This window comes from Anthropogastromicrobium aceti (assembly GCF_020687335.1).
In the GTDB taxonomy this organism is placed as follows: Bacteria; Bacillota; Clostridia; order Lachnospirales; family Lachnospiraceae; genus Anthropogastromicrobium; species Anthropogastromicrobium aceti.
In genome coordinates, this window is the sequence record NZ_JAJEQN010000038.1 from 1 (window position 1) to 24,062 (window position 24,062).

Below are 24,062 nucleotides of genomic sequence, written 5' to 3' on the forward strand. Positions count from 1 at the left end.
CCTCAAGATGAGATATCCCATCGTAAGAGTAAGACCCCTTGAAGACGACGAGGTTGATAGGGCAGGGGTGGAAGTGCTGTAAAGCATGGAGCTGACTGCTACTAATCGGTCGAGGGCTTGACCAAAAGGTCAGGGTAGGAAATGGTAATAGGTTTGGATGAAAAGTTTGTGTGCAGTTTTGAAGGTACAGAAATGCCTTTATAATATGGCGGAATAGCTCAGCTGGCTAGAGCACACGGTTCATACCCGTGGTGTCGAGAGTTCAAATCTCCCTTCCGCTATTTGCTTAGCTATCACTGAAAAGTGATAGCTTTTTTGTTTACCAGTCCACTTCAAAGAACAAAACGAAGCTGCGAAGCAGCGAGAGCACGGAGTGTGGGTTTTGTGAATGGGCGTCCCGTGAACCTGAATAAAAGTAAGAAGGAGATAAATTTCATGAAGTATAAGATTTCAATGGCACCTATGGAAGGATTGACAGGTTACGTCTATCGTAGGGCGCATCATGCATATTTTGCACCGCTTGATACCTACTATACGCCATTTATTTCAAATAAGAAATTAGGAAGTCGTGAACGCCATGATGTGTTGCCAGAACATAATGAGGGAATGCATGTAATTCCGCAAATTCTTACCAATCGTGCTGATGACTTCTTGGAAATTGAAAAGCAATTGTATGAATATGGATATCGAGAGGTGAATCTCAATTTAGGATGTCCGTCTGGGACAGTAACTGCAAAAGGACGTGGGGCAGGTTTTTTAGCATATCCAGAAGAGTTGAGCAAATTTTTGGATCAGATATATTCAAAAACGAGAATGAAGATTTCTGTAAAAACAAGGATTGGCATTTCATCAGAGGAGGAGTGGCCACAGTTATTAACACTGTTTAACAAGTTCCCAATTGATCATTTGATTATTCATCCTCGTTTGTTACAGGATTTTTATAAAGGTTATCCTCATATGGATGCTTATCAGTATGCAAAAGAGCATAGTTTATCCCCAATTTTTTATAATGGAGATATTCATTTTGTGGATAAGTGGAATGAAATAAAGGGTGGTCTTGGGATACAGACAAAAGGTGTTATGCTAGGTCGTGGTTTACTTATGAATCCTGCTCTTGCAGAAGAGATTAATCATGAAATGGAAGAAGGCGTTAGCGAAAAAAGGAACGTGGAGAAAACGCTGTCATCTGAGCGATTGAAGAAATTTCATGATGCGATTTTAGACGGATATTGTGAGGAGATGTCAGGAGATCGCAATGTTTTATTTAAGATGAAAGAGTTATGGGTTTATCTGGGAAATGGTATCCAGGCATCGCCTAAGCTATTGAAACAGATTAAAAAGTCTAACTCTGTGAGAGAATATAAAATTGCATCGGATGCAATTTTTCGAGAATATAATTAAAAATAATGTAAAATTAAAAAGCCTTTCTACTCTAAAATGTTGGGGTAGGTAAGGCTTTTTTTGTGTAAAAGTAAAAATATAAACTCACACAATATGTATTATATATACAATATGGATGCTTATTATTAAATAAATAGAAAAAACATTGACTTTAACTATCAATCTGTTAAAATGTGCTCATCAGTAAATTTTAATTTATTATGAATGAAATTTTAGTGGTAAAAATACCAGTGAAAAAGAAAGGAGAAAGTGTGCATATGAAAAAGGTAGTGGCAATGTATGAGCAGGAAGAGGCGTATGGAAAAAATCTTGCAGAATATGTGAACCGCAAGGAAAATATGCCATTTGAATTGCAGGTATTTTCGCAGGCAGATAAGCTGTCAGATTATCTGCAGGGGCATACACCGCAGCTTCTCCTTCTTTCTGAAGAAAGCAGTTTGGAATCGTATGGAGAGATGTCTGTGAAAACGCAGGATGTTTTATATTTAACTGAACATAAAGAGCAGGCACGTGATCATAAGGAAAACCATATTTATAAATATCAGCCTACGGATCAATTATTAAATCAATTGATGCAGCGTATGAGTGATCATGACAAACGGGACAGTCCAGTAATGCAGGAATCGTGTCCTATATACGGTGTGTATTCTCCAGTAGGAAGATGTGGAAAGACAACGTTTTCTCTTTTGCTTGGGGAGTTACTGGCGCGTAAGCGGTCAGTCTTATATATCGGTTTTGATGAATTGCCGTTTTGGGATGAGGAAGAGAATACATCAGAGGAGCAAGGTGAAAAAGGAACGCTATCAGATGCCTATTTTTACTGGCAAAGACAAAAATTAAAGGAAAAATTGCCAGTACTTGTATCACATTGGCATGGAGTTGATGTGCTTACTGGAATGAATTGTCCAGAGGATCTATGTGTAATACAGCCAGAAGAATGGAGCCAGTTGATTTTAAAAATTGCGCAGGAGACAGAATACGCAGCGATTGTTTTAGATATTGGATCAAAGCTGTGGCTTGCAGATTCAATGTTTTCGATGTGTTCTCAGCTGTATGTGCCAGTGCTTTCAGAACGTTTGGCAAAAGATCAGCAAAGACGTTTTGAGCTTTGGCTTGAGAAAAATGGCAGTGATGAGCTTTTGCAGCGTATGCAGATTGTAACGCTGCCTCAGTGTGCGCAAAATGGAACAATGAAGGAACGGTTAGAATACGCTCTGTGGGGAGAAGCAGGAGATTATGTGCGCAATTTAATAAAGAGTGAATGGTAAATAAAATGAAAAAATGCGATGAGGAGCTGTTTTTGCTGAAAGGTCAAAGAAACAGTAATGAAGATGATGAAAAACAACGGCAAAATCTTTTTGGATTGTTGCGTACCCAAGTAGTGGAGCAGCTTGATATGACAAGAGAGCTGACAGATGATGAATTGTATGCAAGCATTGATGAGGTTTTGATGATGCCGCAGTACAGAAAACAATTTTCAGTGCGGGTTTTGACGCAGCTAAGACAGGCATTGTATGATTCATTTCGAAGGCTGGATGTATTAAGTGAGGCATTAGATGACCCGGAAGTGACAGAGATCATGGTCAATGGTTATGATCAGATTTATGTGGAAAAGCAAGGTGAGTTAGTTCGTTTTCCTAAGGCATTTTCATCGCAGGAGAAATTAGAGGATGTAATTCAGCAAATTGTAGCGAAAGTAAATCGCCGGGTAAATGAGGCAAATCCAATGGCAGATGCTCGCCTTGAGGATGGATCACGAGTAAATATTATTCTTCCTCCAATCGCGCTCAATGGTCCGATTCTTACGATCAGGCGATTTGCAAAGCATCCTCCTGATATGCACCAACTAATAAAATGGGGTGCATTGTCAGAGGATGTAGCGCAATTCTTAGCGAATCTGGTGCGAGCACGCTACAATATATTTATATCAGGAGGAACCGGTTCAGGAAAGACCACATTTTTGGGAGCACTTGCGGAGTATATTCCTGATCAGGAGCGTGTTGTCACGATAGAAGATTCCGCAGAGCTTCGTTTATATCATATCCAAAATCTGGTTCGCTTAGAGTCAAGAAATGCAAGCCAGGAAGGAAAATATGAAGTGACAATTCGGGACTTGATTAGAAATAGTCTGCGTATTCGTCCTGATCGTATTGTTGTCGGAGAGGTACGAGATGCGGCTGCGCTAGATATGCTTCAAGCGATGAATACTGGTCATGATGGTTCACTTTCAACGGGTCATGCCAATAGTGCACAGGATATGATGACACGTCTTGAGACAATGGTTTTGATGGGAGTGGAGCTTCCGCTTGCAGCAATAAGGGGACAAATTGCCTCGGCAATTGATATTGTAATTCATTTGGGGCGTTTACGAGATCGTTCCCGAAAGGTACTTTCTATTCAGGAAGTTACTGGTCTTGACGAAAAAGGAAATGTAACACTGTCTGTACTGTATCAATTTCAGGAAACGGGGGTTGTGGATGGAAAGATCACAGGAAAACTCGAGGCGGTTCATTCACTTAAAAACTGCGAAAAACTTAAGAGCGCAGGAATTGTATTGTCTTCCTGAGGTATTAGGCTTTAAGGAGAAGCTTTTGTATGGAGCTGTGGGAGCAGCAGGCTGGTTAGGGCTTACTTATATTTTTTATCATGATTTTTTGACAGGATTTATTTCAATGCTACCGTTTCTTTATTTTTTCTTTCGATGGATTAGAAAATCGCTGCATGAAAAGCAAATACAGCGTATCAGACGCGAATTTCAAGAATTAATTCAATTGTTATCTGGTGCATTTAGGACTGGCCATTCAGCAGAAAATGCAATGCAGGAGGCTTCTGAGCAGCTATCTATGATGGAAGGAGAAACTGCTTATATGGTTCAGGTTATGCAGACAATGCTTACAAAAATGAGTTTGGGAGAACCTGCTGAGCATGTATGGCTGTCGTTTGCAGATGCATGTGAGATAGAAGAAGTAAAAGAATTTGCAAAAGCTTTTGCGCTTGCTAAGAGAAGTGGTGCATCAATGCCATTTATTTTGCAGAAAATCGCTAGTCAGCTTGTATTGAAAGTGCAGACGCAGTCTCAGATCGAGACAATGCTTGCAGGGAAAAAGCTAGAACAAAAGATTATGAATTTGATGCCAGTTGGAATCCTTTTATATTTATCTGTTACATCACCGCAGCTGCTTAGTGTAATGTATGAGACGATGACAGGAAAGATGATTATGACAGTGTGCCTTTTTATTTATATAACGGCATATCTTCTTTCTGAGAGGATAACGAGACTAGAATAGTCTGTAATTAAGGATGCTGTAACTAAAACAAGAAAGAATGAAGTTGCTGAAAGGCAATAATAGGGAGGTGTGCTGCATGGCGTTGTTTTTTAGTTGTCTGATGGTGGGATTAGTAGTAATTGCTGTATGGAAACGAGATTATAAAAAGGAAACAATTGACAACATTCTGAGTGAGGAAAACAAAAAAGAATGGTTACGGTTTTTATTTCCAATGGGACTGTGGATTTATGATTTGCTTTTAAAGAAGCAGCCAGCTCAAAGTGAAGAAGAAAGAGAGTGGGCAAATGCCTTATATGTAAGAGAGGATGCAAAGAAAAAGCTGCAGCTTCAAGGCGCAAGGCAGATGGCAAATTTTTGGATATGTTTATTTTTGGCGAGTGTGCTTGGAATTGTTGTTTCATTTCTTCCAGATACACAAATACAAAAAACAGAGCTAGAGCGTCCGGAGTTTGGACAGACAAAAGACTATAGTTTGACAGTGGAAGGTTTAGAAGAGGGAGATCAGACCATTCACGTAAGTGTAGATGGAAAAGAACCAGAGACACAAGGTATGATAGCTGTGTTTGATGATGCATTTGATTCAGTAAAAGAACAGATTTTAGGAGAGAATGAATCACTTGAAAATGTTCAGACTAATCTTTCTCTCGTTTCTTCCACAATTTATGGAATACGTGTGGCGTGGAAAAGCTTAACTCCAGAATTTTTGGATGATTTTGGCGTGATTCAAATACAAGATATCCCTCCAGAGGGTGTTACTGCACAGCTTCAGGTAAAGCTATCTTATTCTATGTATGAACAGTATTATACACTTGATGTGAGACTGATGATGCCAAATAAGGATGCGCAGTATTATATGATGCTTTTGACAAAACAGTTAAAGGATGAAAATAATAATACGAAAACAAAGTCGATAGTGACGCTTCCTGAAAATATAGAAGGAAAGAAGTTAACCTATAAAACAGTGCAAACACAGCCGATCCGCCTGATGCCAGCGCTATTTTTACTATTGCCGTTTATTTTATATGAAATTGCAAGGCAAAAAAGGAAAGAAGCATTTGAGAATCGAAATAAACAGCTGATAGCTGATTATCCTAATTTTGTGTTTGAGTTAGGATTGATGATTCAGTGTGGATTAAATGTACGCACGGCATGGAATCGTTTGACTGCAGAATATGAAGAAACACAGCATAAATGCAAGGGATATCAACGTTATCTGTTTGAAGAAATGCTTGTTACCCGAAATCAAATAGAGGCAGGTGTAAATGAAGCAGCAGCATATGGTGCATTTGGAAGGAGGTGCAGAGCACACTGCTATTTGAAGTTAGGAAGCAGCCTTGAACAGAATTTGCGTCAAGGAATATCGGGATTAGAGCAGCAGCTTGATCAAGAACTGACACAGGCGTTAGAACAGAGAAAAAACCAGGCAATACAGGATGGTGAGCGTATGGAAACCAAAATGTTGTTTCCGATGTTTCTTTTGCTTGGATTAGTAATGGCTATAGTAATGATACCTGCATTTATGAGTATGTAGTGATTAAAAATAAAGAATTACGGAAGGAGGTATATTTCGATGGAAGGAATTAAAAAACATACGGTTTTTTGTCGTATCGCTGATGGCGCAGTGAAGAAAATTAGAAGATTTAGAAATAATACAAAGGGAGTTACTACTGTTGAGGTGATCTTAGTTCTTGTAGTGCTTTTGGCAATTGTTGTAATTTTTAGAGAACAGCTTACCGCTATCGTAACTGGAATTTTTAGTCATGTAAATAGTACAGTAAGTGAATTGTATGGATGATGAAAAGGTTACATGAGAAAGCCAGTATAACTGTATTTTTATCGATGTTGCTTGTACTATTTATTGGATTTATTATGATGATGACAGAGCATGCGAGGATATTTGGACTTCGTCAGCGCCTGGTCTGTGCTACAGACTCTGCAATGGATTCATTATTTTCTATGTATGATCGTGAATTACTTAATGAATTTGATTTAATGCTTTTAAATGAAAATGAATTAAGTAATAATCAAGATATAGAGGAGGTTGTAAGCAAATATTTGACGATGAACGCAAATCCAAAACAAGACCATTTGCTTTTATCTGGGAATCTATATAGAGGAACAAGCAGCACTGCAGAGATTGAAAATACGGTTTCGGTCATTGAAAATGAAGGAGAATTATTTGCCAGAAGCGTACTGGAATTTATGAAATACCGCACACTTGGAATTGCGGTTGAAAAAGTACAAGAGCAGCTTGAAGAGCTGGAAATGGGTGATGATGCGAAGACAATGGCAAAAGAGCAGCAGGAACTGGAACAAGAAAGTTTTGATGAGCAGTTTTTAGAAAAAACGAATGAAGAAAAGAAGAAGTATGAGGAAGCGATAGAAGAAAGCTGGCTTGAAAAATTAGAAAAGCTCAAGGAAGATGGTTGGCTGAATTTTGTACTGCCGTTTGATCAGGCTGCATCAGGATATGTTATTGAGGCAGAGGATCTTCCATCAAAGTGGAGAACTGTAAATTTTACATGGTATCACTCTGCGATTAGTGAAATGGAAGAAAGTTTTTTGTTTACAGAATATCTTTTAGAGCATTGCCGCAGTTTTACAAGTACAGGCGAGACAAATAAAATGGCATATGAGCTAGAATATATACTAAATGGCAAAACAAGTGATAAGGAAAATTTAAAATCAACAGTAAATTCACTTCTTTTAATGAGAGAGGGACTGAATTTATTTTCTGCATGGAAGGATCCTGTCTTATCATCTCAGGCAGAGACAGCGGCAACTACTCTTGTTGGTTGGACTGGCGTATATCCTGCCATTAAGCTGACGCAGTTTACAATGATTGCAGGTTGGTCATTTGCTGAGGCTATAGTTGATGTAAGAACATTGCTAAGCGGAGGCAATATTCCTATTATTAAAAACTCAGAAAGTTGGACATTGGAGTTTTCACAGATCGCAGATTTTTTGGATGGAGATTTGTTTTTAACAGCAAAAGAGAATAATGGACTGTCATATGATGAATACTTACGCCTTCTTTTGTATGCGCAAGGGCGAAGTGATAGACGCTACCATACAATGGATGTCATTCAGCTTAGAATGAGAGAAAAAAATCCTGATTTTTCGATGGCGGATTGTTTGGGAGCTGTACAGGTTAAGGCAAGTATGAAGGCGGCGCCGATTTTTTATTGTTTTGCTGGGTCTGGATATGAGATTTCGTGCGAACAAAGCCGTATGTATTAGATTAAAATTAAAATAAAGAAAGGTGGTGTACCATGAGGCTGGCAGTTGATCATAGAAAAGCATTCAAAAAAAAATCCAGGTATCGATCATTTTGTTTTTCAGTCGGCTGCCAGCAATGTAACGGTTCGCTGACTGTTGAAGCCAGTATAGTGCTGCCTATTTTTCTTAGTGTTATTATGGCGCTTATGTCTTTTTTTGAGGTTATACAGATACAGACGCGGATTCAGCAGGGAATGAAGGATTCAGTTACAAGTGCTGCTGGATATTATTATTTGCTTGAAGAGCCAAATGAGGCAGAAGATGTAGGCGGTGAAGAAGCAGAGGATGTGATCACGCTGATAGTTCAAGGTGGAATTACAGCAGTTTATTTAAAACAAAAGCTTCTGTATTCAGTGGGAAGAGAAATTTTAGATCGTTCATGGATTATAGGAGGAAGTGATGGACTGACCGTACTTGGTTCTCGTTTTCCAGATGATGATGGAAATTTAGATCTTACCGTAACATATCGCGTGAGAGTTCCATTTCTTCCGGGAAATTTCGGTTCACTTTTATTTACACAGCGGGAGTGTCAGCGTGTATGGAGCGGAAATAAAGCACCATCGCAAGATGGCGATAAGATAGAAGATGAGACTAAGGAAGACCAAATTGTGTATATTACGGAAACAGGAAGTGTGTATCATACAAGTTTGGACTGTTCATATTTGAAGCTTTCTGTGAAACAGATCCGTCATAATGAAGTAGTCAATTACCGCAGTGATGATGGCAGCAAGTATTATGCATGTGACAGATGCGAAAAAGGCGGAAGTGGTTTTTGGGTGTATATTACATCAAGTGGAAATCGTTTTCACACAGATCCAAATTGTGCGGCGCTAAGAAGAAATGTAAAGTCAGTAAAGCTTTCAGAGGTTTCAGATCGTCACTGCTGCAGCCGCTGTGCCAAACAGGATGATGGAGGAAAATCATGACGCAGGCAAGGTGGATTTTTATTATTTTATGCTTTTTGCTTCCAGCGGCAACTGATTTGTTATTTCATAATGTATCTGTGTGCTGGCTGATTGGATGTACAGTTATTGCAATGATTTGGAATTTCTTTTGTGGATGCGAAATCCTTGATTTAGTGTTTTGCTTATTTCCAGGGATGATAGTATGGCTTTTGGCGTGTTTTAGTAAAGGCATTGGAATGGGTGATGTACTTTGCATATTTTTGCTTGGAGCGGGCTGTGGGGTGGAAATAGGGCTGGAAATTTTATTTGTAGGCAGTATTCTTTGTCTGTGTGCACAGTTGATGCAAAGAGTTTTTATAACACATGTTTACCAAAAAGAAATACCATTTGTTCCTTGGCTGCTTGTCTCAATTTGCATCAATTGTCTGATATATACTGCGTTTATAAGCAAGTAGTAAAACCGGACTGCGAATGTTAGCTTTACGAGAAAGAGGTGTTTTTGTGAAGCAGGAAAAGAAAAAGATTGTTATTCTGATCAAAAAGAAGCTTTTATTTCGGGAAAAAGCAAGCTTTACTGTGGAGGCCGGCTTGATTATGATGACAGTTCTCATGGCTGTTTTTATGTGTATTTATTATGGCTTTTTCACTCATGATAAAGCAGTGTTAGAGGAAGTATCGTGGCATACAGCGCAAAAAGCGATGCTTTTGGTGACAGAAAACAGTAGTATGAAAGATGGAGCTTTTTCTTGGGAAGAACTTCAGAAAAAAGGGCTTTTATGGCGGATCTCGCAGAATACGGCAAACCAGGATATAATTTGTGAATATGCAAATACGCATATAGAAGGTGAATTATTTGCCTGTGATATGCCATCATTTTTGGTGAAGGCAGGACCTGGAATGGTTAAGATTACATATAAGGCACCAATACGTCTTCCTTTTTTTGCACTGATGCGTTTATGGGGAACACCAACAGAAATTACAGGACAAGTGCAGGTACATGAATCAAAGCAGGAGGAGTTTATCAGACTGGTAAGAGGAATCAAGCGGGATAAAGAAACAGCGTCAGATTCTAAAGAAATATCAGCTGAAGATTGAATATTTTACGAAAAGCAATAAAAATTCATTACAGGGGGTGATATAATGGCACAAATGGAAGTATCATACAGCCGAAGGCTTGATTATCAGTATATGATGATAGAGACAGACGAGGAAGCCAGATCAGATTATAGGTTGTCAATGCTGATTAACAATAGGATCAATGGATTTTTACCTGTACATGTTCAGCAGATGAATGGAAAAAGTACGCTTAGCTATGAGATTACATCATTAGAAAACTTACCGGAATTTCTTGATGCCAGAAAGATCACCTATGATGAGATGGTGTCACTTCTATTGCAGTTTTGCAGTGCAGTTTCAGAGGCAGGGCGTTATTTGCTAGACGGAGAAGGAATATTACTTGAACCTCAGTATATATATGTGTCGAAAAGCTTAGAACGTATTCGATTTTGCTATTATCCATATCAGCATATGCCGTTGCATCAGTCTGTAAATGTATTATGTCGATTTTTGATTGATCATATTGATTATGATGATAGAAGAAGCTTAGAACTGGCATATGGACTCTTTCAGGAAAGCCTTCGGGAAAATTTATCAATCAGTGTAATTGTTGGATGTATAAAAGATCGGTTAGAGAATGCCACAAATGATTCTTGTGATTCTAAAGTATATTCTGTGCAGATAAGTTCTCAAATTAATAAGCAAATAACAGACCAAGAATGTGGACAGAGCGATTCTAAACAGACTGATTCTGGTGCAAGTGAACAGGAAAAACAACAGAAAATACAGCAGGAAAAACAATATAAAAATGTGCAGCAAGTGTCAGATTCACCTAAGAGGGAAAAAACAAAATGCAAGCAAAAAAAATCGTCAGTTACAGTTATTGGCATATTATTGATTATGGTTATTTGGGGATATGTGTTTTTTACAGCAGGGAAGCGTTTGCTTTTGTTAGATCTCATCAATAAAAATCTGCTTGCAGCTGCTGGGATTTTCATAGTCGTGGCGGCAGTGGCAGCAGCATTTATGGCATATTGGATATTAAAGCCAAAACATTGACAAATCTTATTTCTAATGATAAAGTTGACTGACAGAATTTTGCTAGTTACAGTTCATTCAAATATGTGTCCTGTGAATTGTAACTTTTGTTAAGTACAACGAGGTGATAAGGGTGGATCAAAAATTGATGCGCGAATTTGTGGAAAAAAAGCTGAAGCGTGGTGGGTATACGAATATTGCTGCAGCAAATTTTCCTTGTGGTGTATGGATCAAAGAGGATACGAAGCTGTATGCAGTTTGTCTGTTCGATGATCCAAATAAGCTGGCAGCCGATCCGTGGAGAATTGATAGGGTAGTTGATTATGCAGCACAGAAGGTTAGAAAGCAAAAACAGCTGGAGTGTCAATTTCTTGCACTTGTGCTGTCAGATGATTTTTCAATTTCAAAGCAGCTTGTAACAGGCTTTTACCCAAGGTGGTTTATAGATGACGCTGGACAGCCAGTGATTTTTGACGGTCAGCCGTCTGAATTTTGTGATCTTTATGCTACCCTGATTAGAAAGGAACGTTTTTCAGATCGTTTTAATGGAAAACGAATAGCAATTAACAGAATACCAGAGGTTACGTTGATGTTGGTGATTCTTAATATTTTGATTCAATGCATCGTTGCAGTCGGTGAGATTGGAGGAAAAGAATCGGCATTGATGAATATGATGGTGCTGCAAATTGGTGAGTTTGTTCAAAAGCCAGAGTGGTGGCGTCTTGTTACAAGCGTTTTTCTTCACTTTGGATGGGATCATTTATTCAACAATATGCTTGTTCTTTTGTATCTTGGTGCATTGGCAGAGCGCTGTCTTGGAAAATGGCGTTTTCTTGGTGTATATTTAATCAGTGGTATTGGAGCAAATGCTGCGTCTGTCTGGTGGTATGTGCATCAGGGGGATTTGCTTGTAGCGACAGCTGGTGCATCTGGTGCAATTTTTGGAATCGCAGGTCTTTTACTATGTATTGTTTTATTGTCAAAAGGTCATTTTGAAGAAATTACGCTTAGACAGCTTATTTTCATGATGTTTTTCACTTTATATCATGGATTTGCCGAAAGTGGTGTCAACAATTGCGCACATATAGTGGGCGCTATAATAGGCTTTGTATGCGGCATTATTATTTTCTGTCAGATGAAAAAGAACAGGGCAGAAGGAAGGTAAAGGTGGCACCCTGATTTGGAGCAGAGATTACGCGTATATGACCGCCATGTCCTTCAATAATACGTTTGGCAACTGGAAGGCCAAGCCCAGTACCGTCTGGCTTTGTGGTAGTAAAAGGATGAAAAATAGTAAGCAGTTGTTTGGGTGCAATTCCGCAGCCATCATCTATTATAGATACGACAAATTGTTCGTTTGACTTTGTCAGAATAATTTGAACGCTTCCATTGTCAGATACGGCATCAAGTGCATTGACAATCAGATTTAAAAGTGCTTCCATCATTTTTGGGGAGTCGAGAGGCATGTAGGCGCATGAGACGCGGCTTGTATATGTAAGTGTTTTGTTCGTTCCCTCGGTTAAAGGAAGACATGATAAATAAGCCCGCCGCAGTAAATTGCACAGATCACTGCGTTGTTTCGTCAGTTGGTCAGACATGCTGTAGTCTGTAAGATCACGAAGAAGCTTAGTCATTAAGCGGCAGTCAGAGGAGAGCTCTGGCCAGTAACGATAGCATCTAACTTCAGGATGCGCGGCTTCAATAGCCTGAATACTGCTGCACAGCAAAGAAAGCAGAGTCTGAAGTTCATGGGCGGCATTGGTAAGAAAATAGGTTTGATCGTTCATAAGCACCTCCAGTACAGCTTTGAATTGTTACCTGTTAGATATATCATTTTTTATAGATTGTCTCAAGAAAAATGTAACGACATTTTGTGCTCTTGTAATTTATCAAAAAAATGAGTATACTGGGTACAAAAGAAAATGGCATCAATATTTGCCGAAAGAGAGGTTTTAATTATGTTAGATGATAATTGTATTTTTTGTAAAATAGCAGCAGGTGAGATTCCATCAGAGACTGTTTATGAGGATGAGCAGTTTCGCGCAATTCTTGATTTAGGTCCGGCATCTGCAGGACATACATTAATCCTTCCAAAGGCGCACTTTAAGGATGTAACAGAGATCAGCGATGAATATGCCGCGAATGTTCTTAAGGTTGCTGCAAAGCTTGGAAAGGCAATGAAGAAAGGTCTTGGATGTGAGGGCTTTAACTTAGTTCAGAATAATGGTGAGGCAGCAGGACAGACTGTTATGCATTTCCATATGCATGTGATTCCAAGATATGCAGGCGGAGAAGACATGGTCTCATGGGATCCGAAGCCAGCAAAGAGAGAGGAACTCGAAAAGCAGGGAGCAAAATTAAGAGAAGCGCTTAAAGATTAAAAAGAAACTTTTATTATTGAAGGTTTTACGCATCATGAAAAGCAGCTTTTTATAAACAAAAAAAAGACATGATTTCAAGAAAAAAGGCAGATTCCACAATTGGAGTTCTGCCTTTTTTTTACGATAATTCTTTAATTAGCTTGATTACAATATCTACGCCATTGCTTTGATTGCTGGTGGCCATCGCCTTTTTGTAAGAATCACGATTGTTGTAAACTTCGTGAACAGCTGCCATCAGTGTATCAGCATTTAACTTTTCTTCTTCAAGTACATAGGAAAAACCTTGCTTTTTAAAGGAGTTTGCGTTCAGAATCTGATCACCACGGCTTACGGCTGCTGGAAGCGGAACAAGAATGTTTGGCTTCTTGAGTGCCAAAAGCTCACAAATGGCATTAGCACCTGCACGTGAAAGCACAATATCAGAGATTGCAAACAGGTCTTTAAGCTCATCAGAAATATATTCATACTGAATGTAGCCTGGCTGAGCAAGTGTACTGTCAAGATTTCCCTTGCCGCACAGATGAATGACATGAAACTCCTTAAGAAGCTGAGGAAGAGCACTTCTAAGACCGGCATTAACTGCACGTGAACCAGTACTTCCTCCCATCATCAAAAGGATCGGCTTGTCGTCACTAAGTCCTGTAAAAGCAAAGCCGGCATCCCTTGAGCCATTTAACAGTTCACGGCGAATTGGTGTTCCGGTAAGAACAGCCTTATCAGCCGGAAGAAGCTTAACTGTTTCAGGAAAGTTGCAGCAGATTTTTTTAGCAGTTCTCATACAGATCTTGTTTGCAAGGCCTGGTGTCATATCTGATTCGTGAATGATAATAGGAATATGATAGTGACCAGCTGCAAGCACAACAGGAACGGCAACAAAACCGCCTTTGGAGAAGACAACATCCGGCTTGTAGTCACGGATCAGCTTTTTAGCCTGCTGAAAACCTTTGATAACACGAAATGGGTCAGTGAGATTTTTTGCGCTTAGATAGCGGCGAAATTTTCCAGTGGCAATTCCGTCATAGTGGATGCCCTGTGCTGTAATCAATTTCTTTTCCATTCCCTCATAGGAGCCTATGTAATGAATGTCATAGCCTTCTGCTTTAAGGTCTGGCAAAAGAGCGATATTTGGTGTAACATGACCGGCGGTACCGCCGCCAGTCAATAATATTTTTTTCATTTTATTCACCCTTAATAGACTTTAATGCCTTTGCGAGCTGATCCGGACATGAAGTTCCACGGCCGTTGCAGTTGATTCCTTCGAGACGGGCGATTACTTCATCAACCTTCATACCCTTAACAAGAGATGAGATACCCTGAGTATTGCCATTGCAGCCGCCAACGAACTGAACGGACTCGATAGTATCACCATTAACCTCGATATTAATTTGACGGGAACATACGCCCTTTGGAGTGTAACTTGTCATAAAAAAGCCTCCTTTATATTTCAAAAATGTTTTTTAACGCATGAAGCAAAAGCTAGCAGCGTCTTTGCAGACAGTATAGCATAAACGCGGGTTGATGTCCATTCACAAAAAATAGATAACATCAAAAAATAAAAGGAAAAGAAAAAAAGTATTAGATATATGGAAAAAAAGTGTGAGTGAGGTAAAAAAAGTGCGATGGATTCTGTCTTAACAAGCTTGTAATTCTATGCTAGTGTATGAATTAGGAGACCGGAAAATGAATCTGAAAATTTCGGCGGAAAGGGGCGATGGTATGTTAAATTACCTGGAACAGGGAATGATCCTGTATGTTATGGCGGCAGTTTGTGTGATTGGAGTTATCAGCAGATTTGCAGCAAACCGTTGTTACAAAAGTTTGATTCGACAATCTGATAATCTGGCAGCGGCAAAGGACAAGCAGCTGCAGCAGATGAAGACAAAGTACGAGAGCATTTATAGGATGAATTGCGGAATAAAAAATACAGAAGCATTTGTAAGTAAAATGCAGCAGCAGTATCGTATAGCAGGAACACGTCTGACGAGTTGGGAAAATTGCAGTATTTACTGTGCGGCAGCAGCATTTCTAATAGGTGCCGTATCCTCGTTGATTCTTTATTTGAATAAAGGAAGTGTTCAAAATTGTGTATTGTATCTGGCTGGAGGAAGTTTGATGGCAGCTGGGATGATTGTGCTTTCTGGTTTGATGGGAAATAGTTCCAACAAAGATCTTCTTGAAACAGCACTTGTCCACTATTTTGAAAATGTGCTTGTTGTGCGAAGTGCAAGAGATATGCCAGATGGCATCAGTGAGGAGCAGCCAGACGAGCTTGTGCAGCCAGAACGCGAGGCTGCTAGAAGCAGTGCAGCAGCCAGAGCACGAGGAGCAATGAGGGATGATCTTTTTATGCAGAAAAAGGATGGTGCACAGAAAGAAAATAATGTGTCAGCGGAGAATGAAAAGCGGGTGAACCGTCCAGAGCTTGTCAGAAAGGAAGAACATGAAAAGGATCATCAAAAGCAGTTAGAGGAGTTAAAAGAGAGCCTAGCGCAGATTGCAGCGGCCCGGGGGGAATCCGGGGATCGACAAGTACATAAGCAGCAGACAAGAAAGCTCTCCCCAAAGGAAGAGCAGCTGATCAATGATATTATAAGTCAATATTTGTCATAAGTCTAACATAAACTGGCTGTCTAGGCTATCTTGAAATTAATTAGCAAAGAATTAATCTTCTTCAATGATCTGAATTTCAAGATAGTCAAAATCGATTGCTTCAATAAAACTGTCCTGAGTGAAGCGTGTTTTTGCGTGACGCTTAAAATCAGAAATGTTTGATGGCAGCCAGATTGGGACAGCCAGATCAAATTCATGAGCTATGGTTTCGAGTGCTGCGAACACCTTTTTGGTGCGGGTCATATCGAGTGATGGATTTTCAACAACAAAATCCTTGAGAAGATGGTTGTCTGCGAAGACTTTACCCCACATGCGAAACATAAAAACCTCCTAAAAAGAAAAAACTTGTGCTATAGTGAAAAATAGTATATAGTAAACTATAGGAACTGTAAATTGATTGAAAACTGACTTTGTTTTGTGGTCAGTATAACAAAAACAATTCTCAAACGCAAGTGCGAAAATGGGAATGGTTCTTGATAATCATCGTTAGGAGGAGTAAAAATGGACGATTATAGGCAGCCGGATACTCCGGAAACAGCTAATGAAGTTGAAATGCTGCTTGATCAGCAGGCAGAACAGGCTGTGTCAAATGAGGCATCCAAGGAGACATCAGCTGATATGAAAGCAGAGCCGGTTAATCTGGAAGAAATTGTGCAGCCAAAGGAGCAGCTAGAAGAAGTAAAAGAGCAGCCAGAAGAACTGATGGAGGAAGCACAAGAGCAGCCAGAAGAATCAGAACTGACTGAGCTTACCAAAGAACAGCCAGAAGAATCAGAGCAGGCTGAGCTTAAAGAAAAACAGCTGGATGAATTAGATGACGCATCGACAGAAGAGTCACAAGAAGGTTCAATGGAACTTTCAATGGAACCTTCAATGGAATCTTCTATGGAAGTGGAATCAAAGCCAGAGGATGAGGCAACCAGAGAAGCTCAATCATCCGTCTTTGGTCAAGCTGTTACACTTGATGCAATTCATGATTCTGAGTTAATTAAAACAGTAAATAGGGCGAAGCAGTTGTTAAATGATCTTGATGAGGCAGAGAAGGATAAGACACGCCTGACTGGTGAGTTAAAGCAAAGCGAGAAGGCATACAGCAGCATGGAAAAGAGTGTGGCAGAGGGAATTACCACGGCACTTAAAAAGAAAAAAGAAGAAATTGCTGCAACGTATGATCGTGAGCTGAGTCAGTATCAAGATCAGATTGATGTATGTAAAACTGAGCGTGCAAAGGCAAAGGCCAATGCAATAGCACAGCGCATTCAGGTTGAGACAGCGCCTCTAAATCAACAGAATCAGCAGCTAGAGGCACAGATTGAACTGAAATTTAAAGAAAATAAAGTTCCAGTCGTATGTAAAAAGCGTGCGATTTCAATGCTATTTTTCCCTAAAAACAGCAGAGATTGGACAATTGATATTTTAGTTGGTGTGGGCTTGATTTTCTTTATTCCATTGTTTTTCTCATTGGCAATTTCGAATCGTCTTGTGCTGGCATTTACATTTTTTGTATATGTGGGTGCATTATTTACTGTATATTTGTATTTGCTTCACAAGTATATGCTGAAGTTTGCAGGTGTAAATGAAGAGGTGGAGGAACTTCGAAAGCAGATCCGCATTAATAATAAGAACAAGCAGCTGATGACGAACCGCATCAAGAAAAGTCAGGATGAGACGGGCTACAATCTGGGCAGCTTTGATGATAAAATCACAGGTATTCAGCAGGTTATGCAGAATACAGTAGAAAAGCGCCAGGAAGCACTTGAAAATTTTGAAAGCGAAATTCGTCATCAGATCACAGCAGACATTACAGCTGCCAACAAGGATGAGCTTTTAGGGCTGCAGCAGGAGTTTGAGAGCAAGCGTCAGGAACTTTCAGATAAGAAGGAAGAGATTGAGCAGATCGAAAAGCAGCTCAAGGAAGAGTATGAGCCTGTCTTTGGAAAGGATCTGCTGTACAAGCAGCGTTTAAATAAGTTTGATTCCTTCTGTCAGGAGAATGCAGATCTGTCGCTTGAAGAGGCATTGACTCAGTATAGGGCACTGTCTGGAAGTAAGCTGTTAAAAAAGTAAAAAGTCCCTGATAAATTTCATCAGCCAGATTCATTACGAAAGAAAGTGGGACACTTTGACGGTGAAATGGAATGGGATTGTCTTCGCAGCTTGTGACCCCGGTAATAGAGATTTCTCCCACCGGGGGAAGCGACTTTGCAACACCCTCGCCAGGATATAATGCACTGTTTGAAAGACAAAGCATGCCAAGATTTTCTTTAGCACCTATTGAGGCATCTATTGCAATTGTGAGAAAGTCGCCCAGATGCTTCACATAATGAAGCTTTTGACGCAGATTCACAGCATGTACAGGATGAGCAAGCGATCCGCATACAACAAATGTATGCTGCATGGTATCGCAAAGACGCTCTAATTTATAACCTACTAAAGGACCAAGACAGTCCCCAGGGACACGGTCACTGCCAATACAAAGGAAAAGTATTGGTCGGTGGCCGTTCTTTTTTTGGCTTAAATCAACAAGATTGGCTAAACGGCAGGCAAAGCCTTCCGAGGAAAAATCAGTTTGCGAAAAATAGGATGGAGAGTTGACTGTGTTCATAGATACCGCCTTTCTGAAACGTTCTTTGCTTCATTCTATCCGGGGAAGAAGCGCTTTATTCGCTTGTCGAAAGATTATGTGTATTCGACAGGCGGTTTTGGCAGATTCTGCACGGTTGTAGTGATACGATGTGCTAAGAAAGATGGAAAATACCGTGCATAAACTGCATGGAACTGGTCTGGAGGTGTTATATGGAAGAGGAAAAGAAACTGCCAAAAAATATTCGTCAGATGGCAGAAAAAGAAGAGCGGGTTAGAGTGTATCTGGAAGACTATGCATATACATTTATTCGTAAATTAAATTGTACAGGGCATGTACGCACTGGTATATTGCTTGGAAGCAAAATGGTTACAGAAAACAAAAGATGCTGGTTTGTAAAGGGAGCAGTTGAGTTAGAGGATGCGCAAGGCAGTACTGAAGAAGAAAATGAGCAAAAAACAGCGATTACGCAGCAGGTCTGGGATAATACGTTGTCAGTGATACAGGAATATTTTCCAGGATGCAGTATATGTGGCTGGTTTATAAGCGGAACAGAAGAAAATTTTCCAGATGGTGAAGAATTAAAAAAAACACATCGTCAGATTTTTTCTGGGGAAAATTGTTTGATGTACTGGAAGAAGGGTGATGAGGAAAGCTTTTGGATGGAGGAAGAAGATACAATTCTCCATTTGAAGGGGTATTTTGTTTATTATGAGAAAAATAATGAAATGCAAAATTATATGCTGAGCCGCAACGCGGATCAAAGTGAGGATGTCAGCGATCAGGCAGCGCTTAATTTTAGAAAGATTATGAAGGAAAAGCAGGATATAAAGCATCCGCAAAAGTCAAAACACATAAATCAGACGCCTAAGCTAACAGCAGAAAACGGCATATGGGTAAAGGCAGGGGCGGCAATTCTTTTTATTATTTTAGTAGGAGGTGGTGTCCTTTTTTCAAGAGGGATGAATAAAAAAGAGGATTCTGTGCAGGCGCTTGCAGTAGGAGCATCCGTGGAGAGAAAAAGCGGTGAGAGCGAGCAGGTTGCTTTTGAATCAGAAAGCGAACAAATTGAGGCAACAAAAAATGACATTGGTGCATTGTCAGCGTCTTTAAAAGAAACGGAGAATACGCTTGAAGTTTCAGCTACAAAGATACCAGAAAGCAGTGAAGAAAAAGCTTCAGTTGCAAAAACACCAGAAAGCAGCCTTTCTTCATCTGAGACAGAAAAAAAAGACGTGGCAGCTATTCAAAATGGCGGGATTTTTTCTGGAGATATGATGTTTTATAAGGATGGTCTTGGAGCATCAGTGTATCGTATCACAAGCAGCACCGAAGCATCAAAAAATAAGGAATCAGATGCCGCATCATCAGAAGAAAACGAAAGCAGTACGCAGGAAATTTTAACGGTAGCAGCACCAACGTTGCCCACAGAAGAAAATGCAGCACAGGGGACGAGTGAGGCAGCAGAAGTAGCAGTAAATCGTCCAGCCTCATACACGGTTCAGCCTGGTGATACATTGATTGAGATTAGTAAAAAATTTTATGGTTCCTCACAGATGGTTATGCAGTTAAAGGAAGTAAATGGACTTGATGATATAAATAAAATTTATATTGGACAGGAGCTGACTTTGCCGTGAAAATTTTTAAGGAACTTTGACACACACCCTTGGATATGTTATACTTTTTTGGACACTGTGCAGCTGTATGTAAGATGCAGCTGGAGTTTGAAAGTCAGCACAGTGGTGGAAAGGAAAGTACATGGCAAGGGACAGTGAATTTCAACGGGAAAGAAAGAAGAAGCAGCTTAGGCAGAGCATGGTTACGAACGATAAGGTTCGCAGTGCACCAGTAAGCTGGGCTGAGGATCATAGAAGAACAGTCAATGTCGCAGGAATTGTTGTCGTAGTGTTGGTGTTAGCTGTTGTGCTGGCGTGGTTTGTGGCAGAACGGTTGTGGCGTTACAAAACATATGAAGTCAGCTGGAGAACTGATGTGTCGAATGCGTCATCAGCAGGATACGTATCATATGGAGACGGCATTGTCGTAATGAATAAAGATGGTGCTACGTATTATGACAAAAAGGGCACAAAGGTGTGGTCTGCGCCATATGATATGAGCAATCCAAAGGCAAATGTCAAAGGTGATTATCTTTTGATTTATGATTTAAAAGGAAAAAATTTTGCAATTTGTAATAAATCGGGAATCACTGGAAGCGGAACTACATCTCAGATAATCACAAAGGGAGTGATTGCATCGACAGGTGTAACTGTGCTTCAGTTAGAAGATCAGGATGCGAGTTTAATTTCTTATTATCGAAATACAGGCGAGGAGCTTGCAGTTTCGATTCGCAATCCGCTCCAGATTGATGGATATCCGCTTGACATTAGTGTTTCGCCAAATGGTCAGCAATTAGCTGTATCATACTACTCAATTTCTGAGGGTGTTGGAACAAGCAGTATTTCTTTTTACGATTTTGAAAAGGGAAAAGAAGCTGCAGATCGTATAGTAGCAAGTTTTGATTATTCTGAAAATGGCGCATATGTCCCGAAGGTTGTCTATTTAAGTGATACAAAAGCGTTTGCAGTTGGAGATTGCTGCATCAGCTTTTTTGACGTGTCAAACAGAACTGCAATTACTCGAAAAGATGTTGCTGTTGAGGGAGAAATTCAGCGTATTTTCTATAATAACGAATACCTTGGTCTTGTTGTACGTGATGAAGCGAAAACAGGATATCAGCTTCATATTTACACGTCAGAAGGAAATGAAAATGCTGTTACAGAGCAGGATGAACTTCATACAGGTTATGCATTTCAGCAGAGAAATGTTGTCATGTATGATGCGGATTATTGCGAAGTTCAATCATTTTCAGGAAGAATACGTTTTGCGAGAGAGTTCGGAAATAATTTGTATACTGTCATTCCGGGCGACAAGTTTAAGACCTATTATTTGGCGACAATGGAGGAGCTTCAGCAAATTAAGCTACGATAACATAAGAAAAACTTGATTTTCGTGCAATGGTCTGGTAAACTGAGCATAAATACAAAATTAAATGCGCTTAAGCGCGGAATGGAGACGAAGATGAATAACATTGATACAATGTCAGTAAATGCGATCCGTGTATTATCTGCAGATGCGATTCAGAAGGCAAAGTCAGGACATCCTGGCTTGCCGCTCGGCTGTGCATCTGTAGCCTATGAGTTATGGGCAAAGCATTTAAAGCACAACCCAAAGGATCCAGATTGGAAGGATCGTGACCGCTTTATTCTTTCTGGAGGACATGGCTCTATGCTTTTGTACTCCCTGCTTCACCTGTTTGGTTATGGTGATTTAAAAAAGGAAGATCTGATGCAGTTTCGTCAGTGGGGTTCTCTGACACCTGGTCATCCGGAGTATCGCCACACAGTTGGTGTTGAGGCAACGACAGGACCTCTTGGTGCTGGTATGGGTATGGCAGTTGGTATGGCAATTGCAGAGCGTCATATGGCGTCTGTATTTAACAAGGAGGGATATCCGGTTGTAGATCATTACACCTACGCACTTGGCGGCGATGGATGTATGATGGAGGGTATTTCATCTGAGGCATTTTCTCTTGCAGGTACTTTAAAGCTGTCTAAGCTGATCATTTTCTATGATTCCAACCGCATCTCTATTGAGGGATCAACAGATATTGCATTCACAGAGAATGTTCAGAAGCGTATGGAAGCATTTGGTTTCCAGACCATTACCGTTGAGGATGGAAATAACTTAGAGGAAATCGGCAAGGCAATTGAGGCTGCTAAGGCAGATACTGAGAGACCATCTTTTATCACTGTAAAGACTCAGATTGGTTTTGGATGTCCGGCAAAGCAGGGCAAGGCAAGTGCACATGGCGAGCCGCTTGGTGATGACAATATTAAGGCAATGAAGGAAAACTTAGGCTGGCCGTCAGAAGAGCCATTCTTCGTACCAGAGGAAGTTTATGCTCATTATAAGGAAATCGTAGAAGGCTTACAGCCGGCAGAGGATGCTTGGAATAAGATGTTTGCAGAATACTGCGAGAAGTATCCAGAAATGAAGGAACTGTGGGATACTTACTACGATGAGGATTTGGCAGAGAAGGTTTGTGACGATGCTGATTTCTGGGCTTATGATGATAAGGCAGATGCAACAAGAAATCTGTCCGGCAAGATGATCAATCGTATCAAAGATAGAATGCCGAATGTAATCGGCGGTGCAGCTGACCTTTCCCCGTCCACAAAGACCTATATGAAGGACGAGGGTGATTTCTCAGCAGAAAATTATGCAGGACGCAACATGCACTTTGGTGTTCGTGAGCTTGCCATGACAGCAATCGGAAATGGTATTATGCTTCACGGTGGACTGAGAGCATTTGTTTCTACTTTCTTTGTATTCTCTGATTATACAAAGCCGATGGCACGTCTGTCTTCAATCATGGGCGTACCGTTAACCTTCGTATTTACACACGACAGTATTGGTGTAGGAGAGGATGGACCGACTCATGAGCCGATCGAGCAGCTTGCAATGTGGCGTGCAATGCCGAACTTCCATATGTTCCGTCCGGCAGACGCAACTGAGACAGCAGCTGCATGGTATAGTGCAGTTACATCTAAGAGAACACCGACTGCACTGGCACTGACCAGACAGAATCTGCCGCAGATCGAGGGAACCTCAAGAGAGGCATTAAAGGGTGGTTATATTGTACAGGATTCCAAGAAGGCAGTTCCGGATGCGATCATTATCGCTTCTGGTTCCGAGCTGTCTCTTGCTGTAGAGGCAAAGAAGGTTTTAGCAGAGGATGGAATCGACGTTCGCGTCGTATCCATGCCATGTATGGATATCTTCGAGGAGCAGTCTGAGGAGTATAAGGCAAAGGTTCTTCCAAAGAATGTAAGAAAGAGAGTTGCAGTAGAGGCACTTTCTGGATTTGGATGGGATCGTTATGTAGGTCTTGACGGCGATATGATCGGAATGAATCGTTTTGGTGCATCCGCTCCGTACAGCAAACTGTTCCCATACTTCGGATTTACCGTAGAGAACGTAGTAGCAAGAGTAAAGGCACTGTAAAAAAATGTAAATAAAAACGCAGCCATTGGGGACGGGAAAATGCGGCACTGTAGTGCCGCATTCCCGTCCCTGTTGGCTATTGTTAGCTGTTTTGTTTTTTTAGTACGATCTGAAATTCATCTACGGTCATCTTTGCGCACTGTGCAGCAGTTTCGATAGACAGAAGATTTTGTTTAACAAGGTCAATTGTTTGCCGCGACGCTAACTTGCAATACGGCGTCAGCTTTTTCCTTGTCACCGGGTTCAGTAAAAGCGCTTGCAAGTTCTGTGAATCTCTGAATGTCATCAGTTTGGGCACTTTTTGATAACACTTTAAGACTTTCATGATTTTGGGAGTTTAGCTGATTTGTTACAACAATCTGTGTTGGAACAAGAAGTCTGTTTACATAGTATATGCTAGGAACCTGTTTTTTAATTATGTATCCCTCCTTAGAAAGCTGACTTATCTTTTGCACGT

At 40.3% G+C, this 24,062-nt stretch carries 22 protein-coding genes, 1 tRNA gene, 1 rRNA gene and 1 pseudogene; 20 read left to right on the top strand and 5 right to left on the bottom strand.

The annotated features are described in order from the left end of the window. From LKD48_RS12785 to LKD48_RS12850, 14 genes are all read left to right on the top strand, one after another. Nucleotides 1-125 (top strand): 23S ribosomal RNA (locus LKD48_RS12785); the annotation flags it as partial. Between the two features lie 82 nt (nt 126-207). Next, nucleotides 208-281, top strand: a tRNA-Met gene (locus LKD48_RS12790). Nucleotides 282-435: 154 nt separating this feature from the next. Beyond that, nucleotides 436-1,401: a tRNA dihydrouridine synthase gene (locus LKD48_RS12795; protein ID WP_227102353.1), complete on the top strand. Its 966-nt coding sequence runs from the start codon at nt 436-438 to the stop codon at nt 1,399-1,401. A 257-nt stretch (nt 1,402-1,658) separates the two neighbouring features. Then, nucleotides 1,659-2,669, top strand: a complete 1,011-nt coding sequence (locus tag LKD48_RS12800) for a P-loop NTPase family protein (protein WP_308732196.1) — start codon at nt 1,659-1,661, stop codon at nt 2,667-2,669. Between the two features lie 128 nt (nt 2,670-2,797). Further along, nucleotides 2,798-3,967 carry a TadA family conjugal transfer-associated ATPase gene (locus LKD48_RS12805; RefSeq protein WP_262538861.1) on the top strand — a complete coding sequence of 390 codons (1,170 nt, stop codon included), beginning with the start codon at nt 2,798-2,800 and terminating at the stop codon, nt 3,965-3,967. Continuing rightward, a complete protein-coding gene (locus LKD48_RS12810) occupies nt 3,951-4,688 on the top strand; it encodes a type II secretion system F family protein (RefSeq protein ID WP_308732197.1) in 738 nt (245 codons plus the stop codon). The genes LKD48_RS12805 and LKD48_RS12810 overlap by 17 nt, the downstream gene beginning before the upstream one ends. A 76-nt stretch (nt 4,689-4,764) precedes the next feature. Continuing rightward, the gene (locus LKD48_RS12815; RefSeq protein WP_308732198.1) at nt 4,765-6,219 is read left to right on the top strand and encodes a type II secretion system F family protein; all 1,455 of its coding nucleotides are present in this window, start codon (nt 4,765-4,767) and stop codon (nt 6,217-6,219) included. 39 nt (nt 6,220-6,258) lie between these two features. Beyond that, nucleotides 6,259-6,483 carry a Flp1 family type IVb pilin gene (locus LKD48_RS12820; RefSeq protein ID WP_227102357.1) on the top strand — a complete coding sequence of 75 codons (225 nt, stop codon included), beginning with the start codon at nt 6,259-6,261 and terminating at the stop codon, nt 6,481-6,483. After that, nucleotides 6,480-7,928, top strand: a complete 1,449-nt coding sequence (locus LKD48_RS12825) for a DUF5702 domain-containing protein (RefSeq protein ID WP_308732199.1) — start codon at nt 6,480-6,482, stop codon at nt 7,926-7,928. Before LKD48_RS12820 ends, LKD48_RS12825 begins: the two co-directional genes overlap by 4 nt. A 32-nt stretch (nt 7,929-7,960) precedes the next feature. Next, nucleotides 7,961-8,893, top strand: coding sequence for a TadE/TadG family type IV pilus assembly protein (locus LKD48_RS12830; protein WP_262538853.1), 933 nt, complete (start codon nt 7,961-7,963; stop codon nt 8,891-8,893). Further along, entirely contained in the window at nt 8,890-9,327 is a 438-nt protein-coding gene (locus LKD48_RS12835) for an A24 family peptidase (protein WP_308732200.1), read from the top strand. Before LKD48_RS12830 ends, LKD48_RS12835 begins: the two co-directional genes overlap by 4 nt. A gap of 46 nt (nt 9,328-9,373) precedes the next feature. Next, the gene (locus tag LKD48_RS12840) at nt 9,374-9,967 is read left to right on the top strand and encodes a hypothetical protein (protein ID WP_308732201.1); all 594 of its coding nucleotides are present in this window, start codon (nt 9,374-9,376) and stop codon (nt 9,965-9,967) included. Between the two features lie 45 nt (nt 9,968-10,012). Next, nucleotides 10,013-10,987, top strand: coding sequence for a DUF6382 domain-containing protein (locus tag LKD48_RS12845; RefSeq protein ID WP_308732202.1), 975 nt, complete (start codon nt 10,013-10,015; stop codon nt 10,985-10,987). A 112-nt stretch (nt 10,988-11,099) separates the two neighbouring features. Then, the gene (locus LKD48_RS12850; protein ID WP_308732203.1) at nt 11,100-12,131 is read left to right on the top strand and encodes a rhomboid family intramembrane serine protease; all 1,032 of its coding nucleotides are present in this window, start codon (nt 11,100-11,102) and stop codon (nt 12,129-12,131) included. Here the strand turns inward: LKD48_RS12850 and LKD48_RS12855 are convergent. Then, the gene (locus LKD48_RS12855) at nt 12,088-12,753 is read right to left on the bottom strand and encodes a sensor histidine kinase (RefSeq protein WP_308732204.1); all 666 of its coding nucleotides are present in this window, start codon (nt 12,751-12,753) and stop codon (nt 12,088-12,090) included. The two genes, LKD48_RS12850 and LKD48_RS12855, sit on opposite strands and share 44 nt — an antisense overlap. 171 nt (nt 12,754-12,924) lie before the next feature. Between LKD48_RS12855 and LKD48_RS12860 the strand changes: the two genes are divergently transcribed. Beyond that, on the top strand, nt 12,925-13,347 hold the full coding sequence (locus LKD48_RS12860) for an HIT family protein (RefSeq protein WP_118615535.1): 423 nt from the start codon (nt 12,925-12,927) through the stop codon (nt 13,345-13,347). Between the two features lie 118 nt (nt 13,348-13,465). Here LKD48_RS12860 and LKD48_RS12865 read toward each other — a convergent pair whose 3' ends face one another. Both LKD48_RS12865 and LKD48_RS12870 read right to left on the bottom strand, forming a co-directional pair. Next, the gene (locus LKD48_RS12865; RefSeq protein WP_308732205.1) at nt 13,466-14,524 is read right to left on the bottom strand and encodes an undecaprenyldiphospho-muramoylpentapeptide beta-N-acetylglucosaminyltransferase; all 1,059 of its coding nucleotides are present in this window, start codon (nt 14,522-14,524) and stop codon (nt 13,466-13,468) included. Between the two features lies 1 nt (nt 14,525). Further along, a complete protein-coding gene (locus LKD48_RS12870; protein ID WP_456298316.1) occupies nt 14,526-14,795 on the bottom strand; it encodes a TIGR03905 family TSCPD domain-containing protein in 270 nt (89 codons plus the stop codon). Between the two features lie 232 nt (nt 14,796-15,027). Here LKD48_RS12870 and LKD48_RS12875 point away from each other — a divergent pair, with 232 nt between their 5' ends. After that, on the top strand, nt 15,028-15,957 hold the full coding sequence (locus LKD48_RS12875; RefSeq protein WP_308732206.1) for a hypothetical protein: 930 nt from the start codon (nt 15,028-15,030) through the stop codon (nt 15,955-15,957). Nucleotides 15,958-16,008: 51 nt separating this feature from the next. Here LKD48_RS12875 and LKD48_RS12880 read toward each other — a convergent pair whose 3' ends face one another. Continuing rightward, entirely contained in the window at nt 16,009-16,278 is a 270-nt protein-coding gene (locus LKD48_RS12880) for a hypothetical protein (protein ID WP_118615527.1), read from the bottom strand. A 180-nt stretch (nt 16,279-16,458) separates the two neighbouring features. Here LKD48_RS12880 and LKD48_RS12885 point away from each other — a divergent pair, with 180 nt between their 5' ends. Further along, entirely contained in the window at nt 16,459-18,024 is a 1,566-nt protein-coding gene (locus LKD48_RS12885; RefSeq protein WP_308732207.1) for an AAA family ATPase, read from the top strand. A gap of 16 nt (nt 18,025-18,040) precedes the next feature. Here the strand turns inward: LKD48_RS12885 and yyaC are convergent. After that, a pseudogene (gene yyaC, locus LKD48_RS16655) lies at nt 18,041-18,562 on the bottom strand (spore protease YyaC); the annotation flags it as partial. A gap of 191 nt (nt 18,563-18,753) precedes the next feature. Between yyaC and LKD48_RS12890 the strand changes: the two are divergent. From LKD48_RS12890 to tkt, 3 genes are all read left to right on the top strand, one after another. Then, nucleotides 18,754-20,178 carry a LysM peptidoglycan-binding domain-containing protein gene (locus LKD48_RS12890; protein WP_308732208.1) on the top strand — a complete coding sequence of 475 codons (1,425 nt, stop codon included), beginning with the start codon at nt 18,754-18,756 and terminating at the stop codon, nt 20,176-20,178. Nucleotides 20,179-20,299: 121 nt separating this feature from the next. Beyond that, a complete protein-coding gene (locus LKD48_RS12895; protein ID WP_262538844.1) occupies nt 20,300-21,529 on the top strand; it encodes a DUF5711 family protein in 1,230 nt (409 codons plus the stop codon). A gap of 90 nt (nt 21,530-21,619) precedes the next feature. Continuing rightward, nucleotides 21,620-23,605 (top strand): transketolase, encoded by a 1,986-nt coding sequence (gene tkt, locus LKD48_RS12900; RefSeq protein ID WP_262538843.1) that lies wholly within the window; start codon nt 21,620-21,622, stop codon nt 23,603-23,605. Nucleotides 23,606-24,062 lie beyond the last annotated feature (457 nt).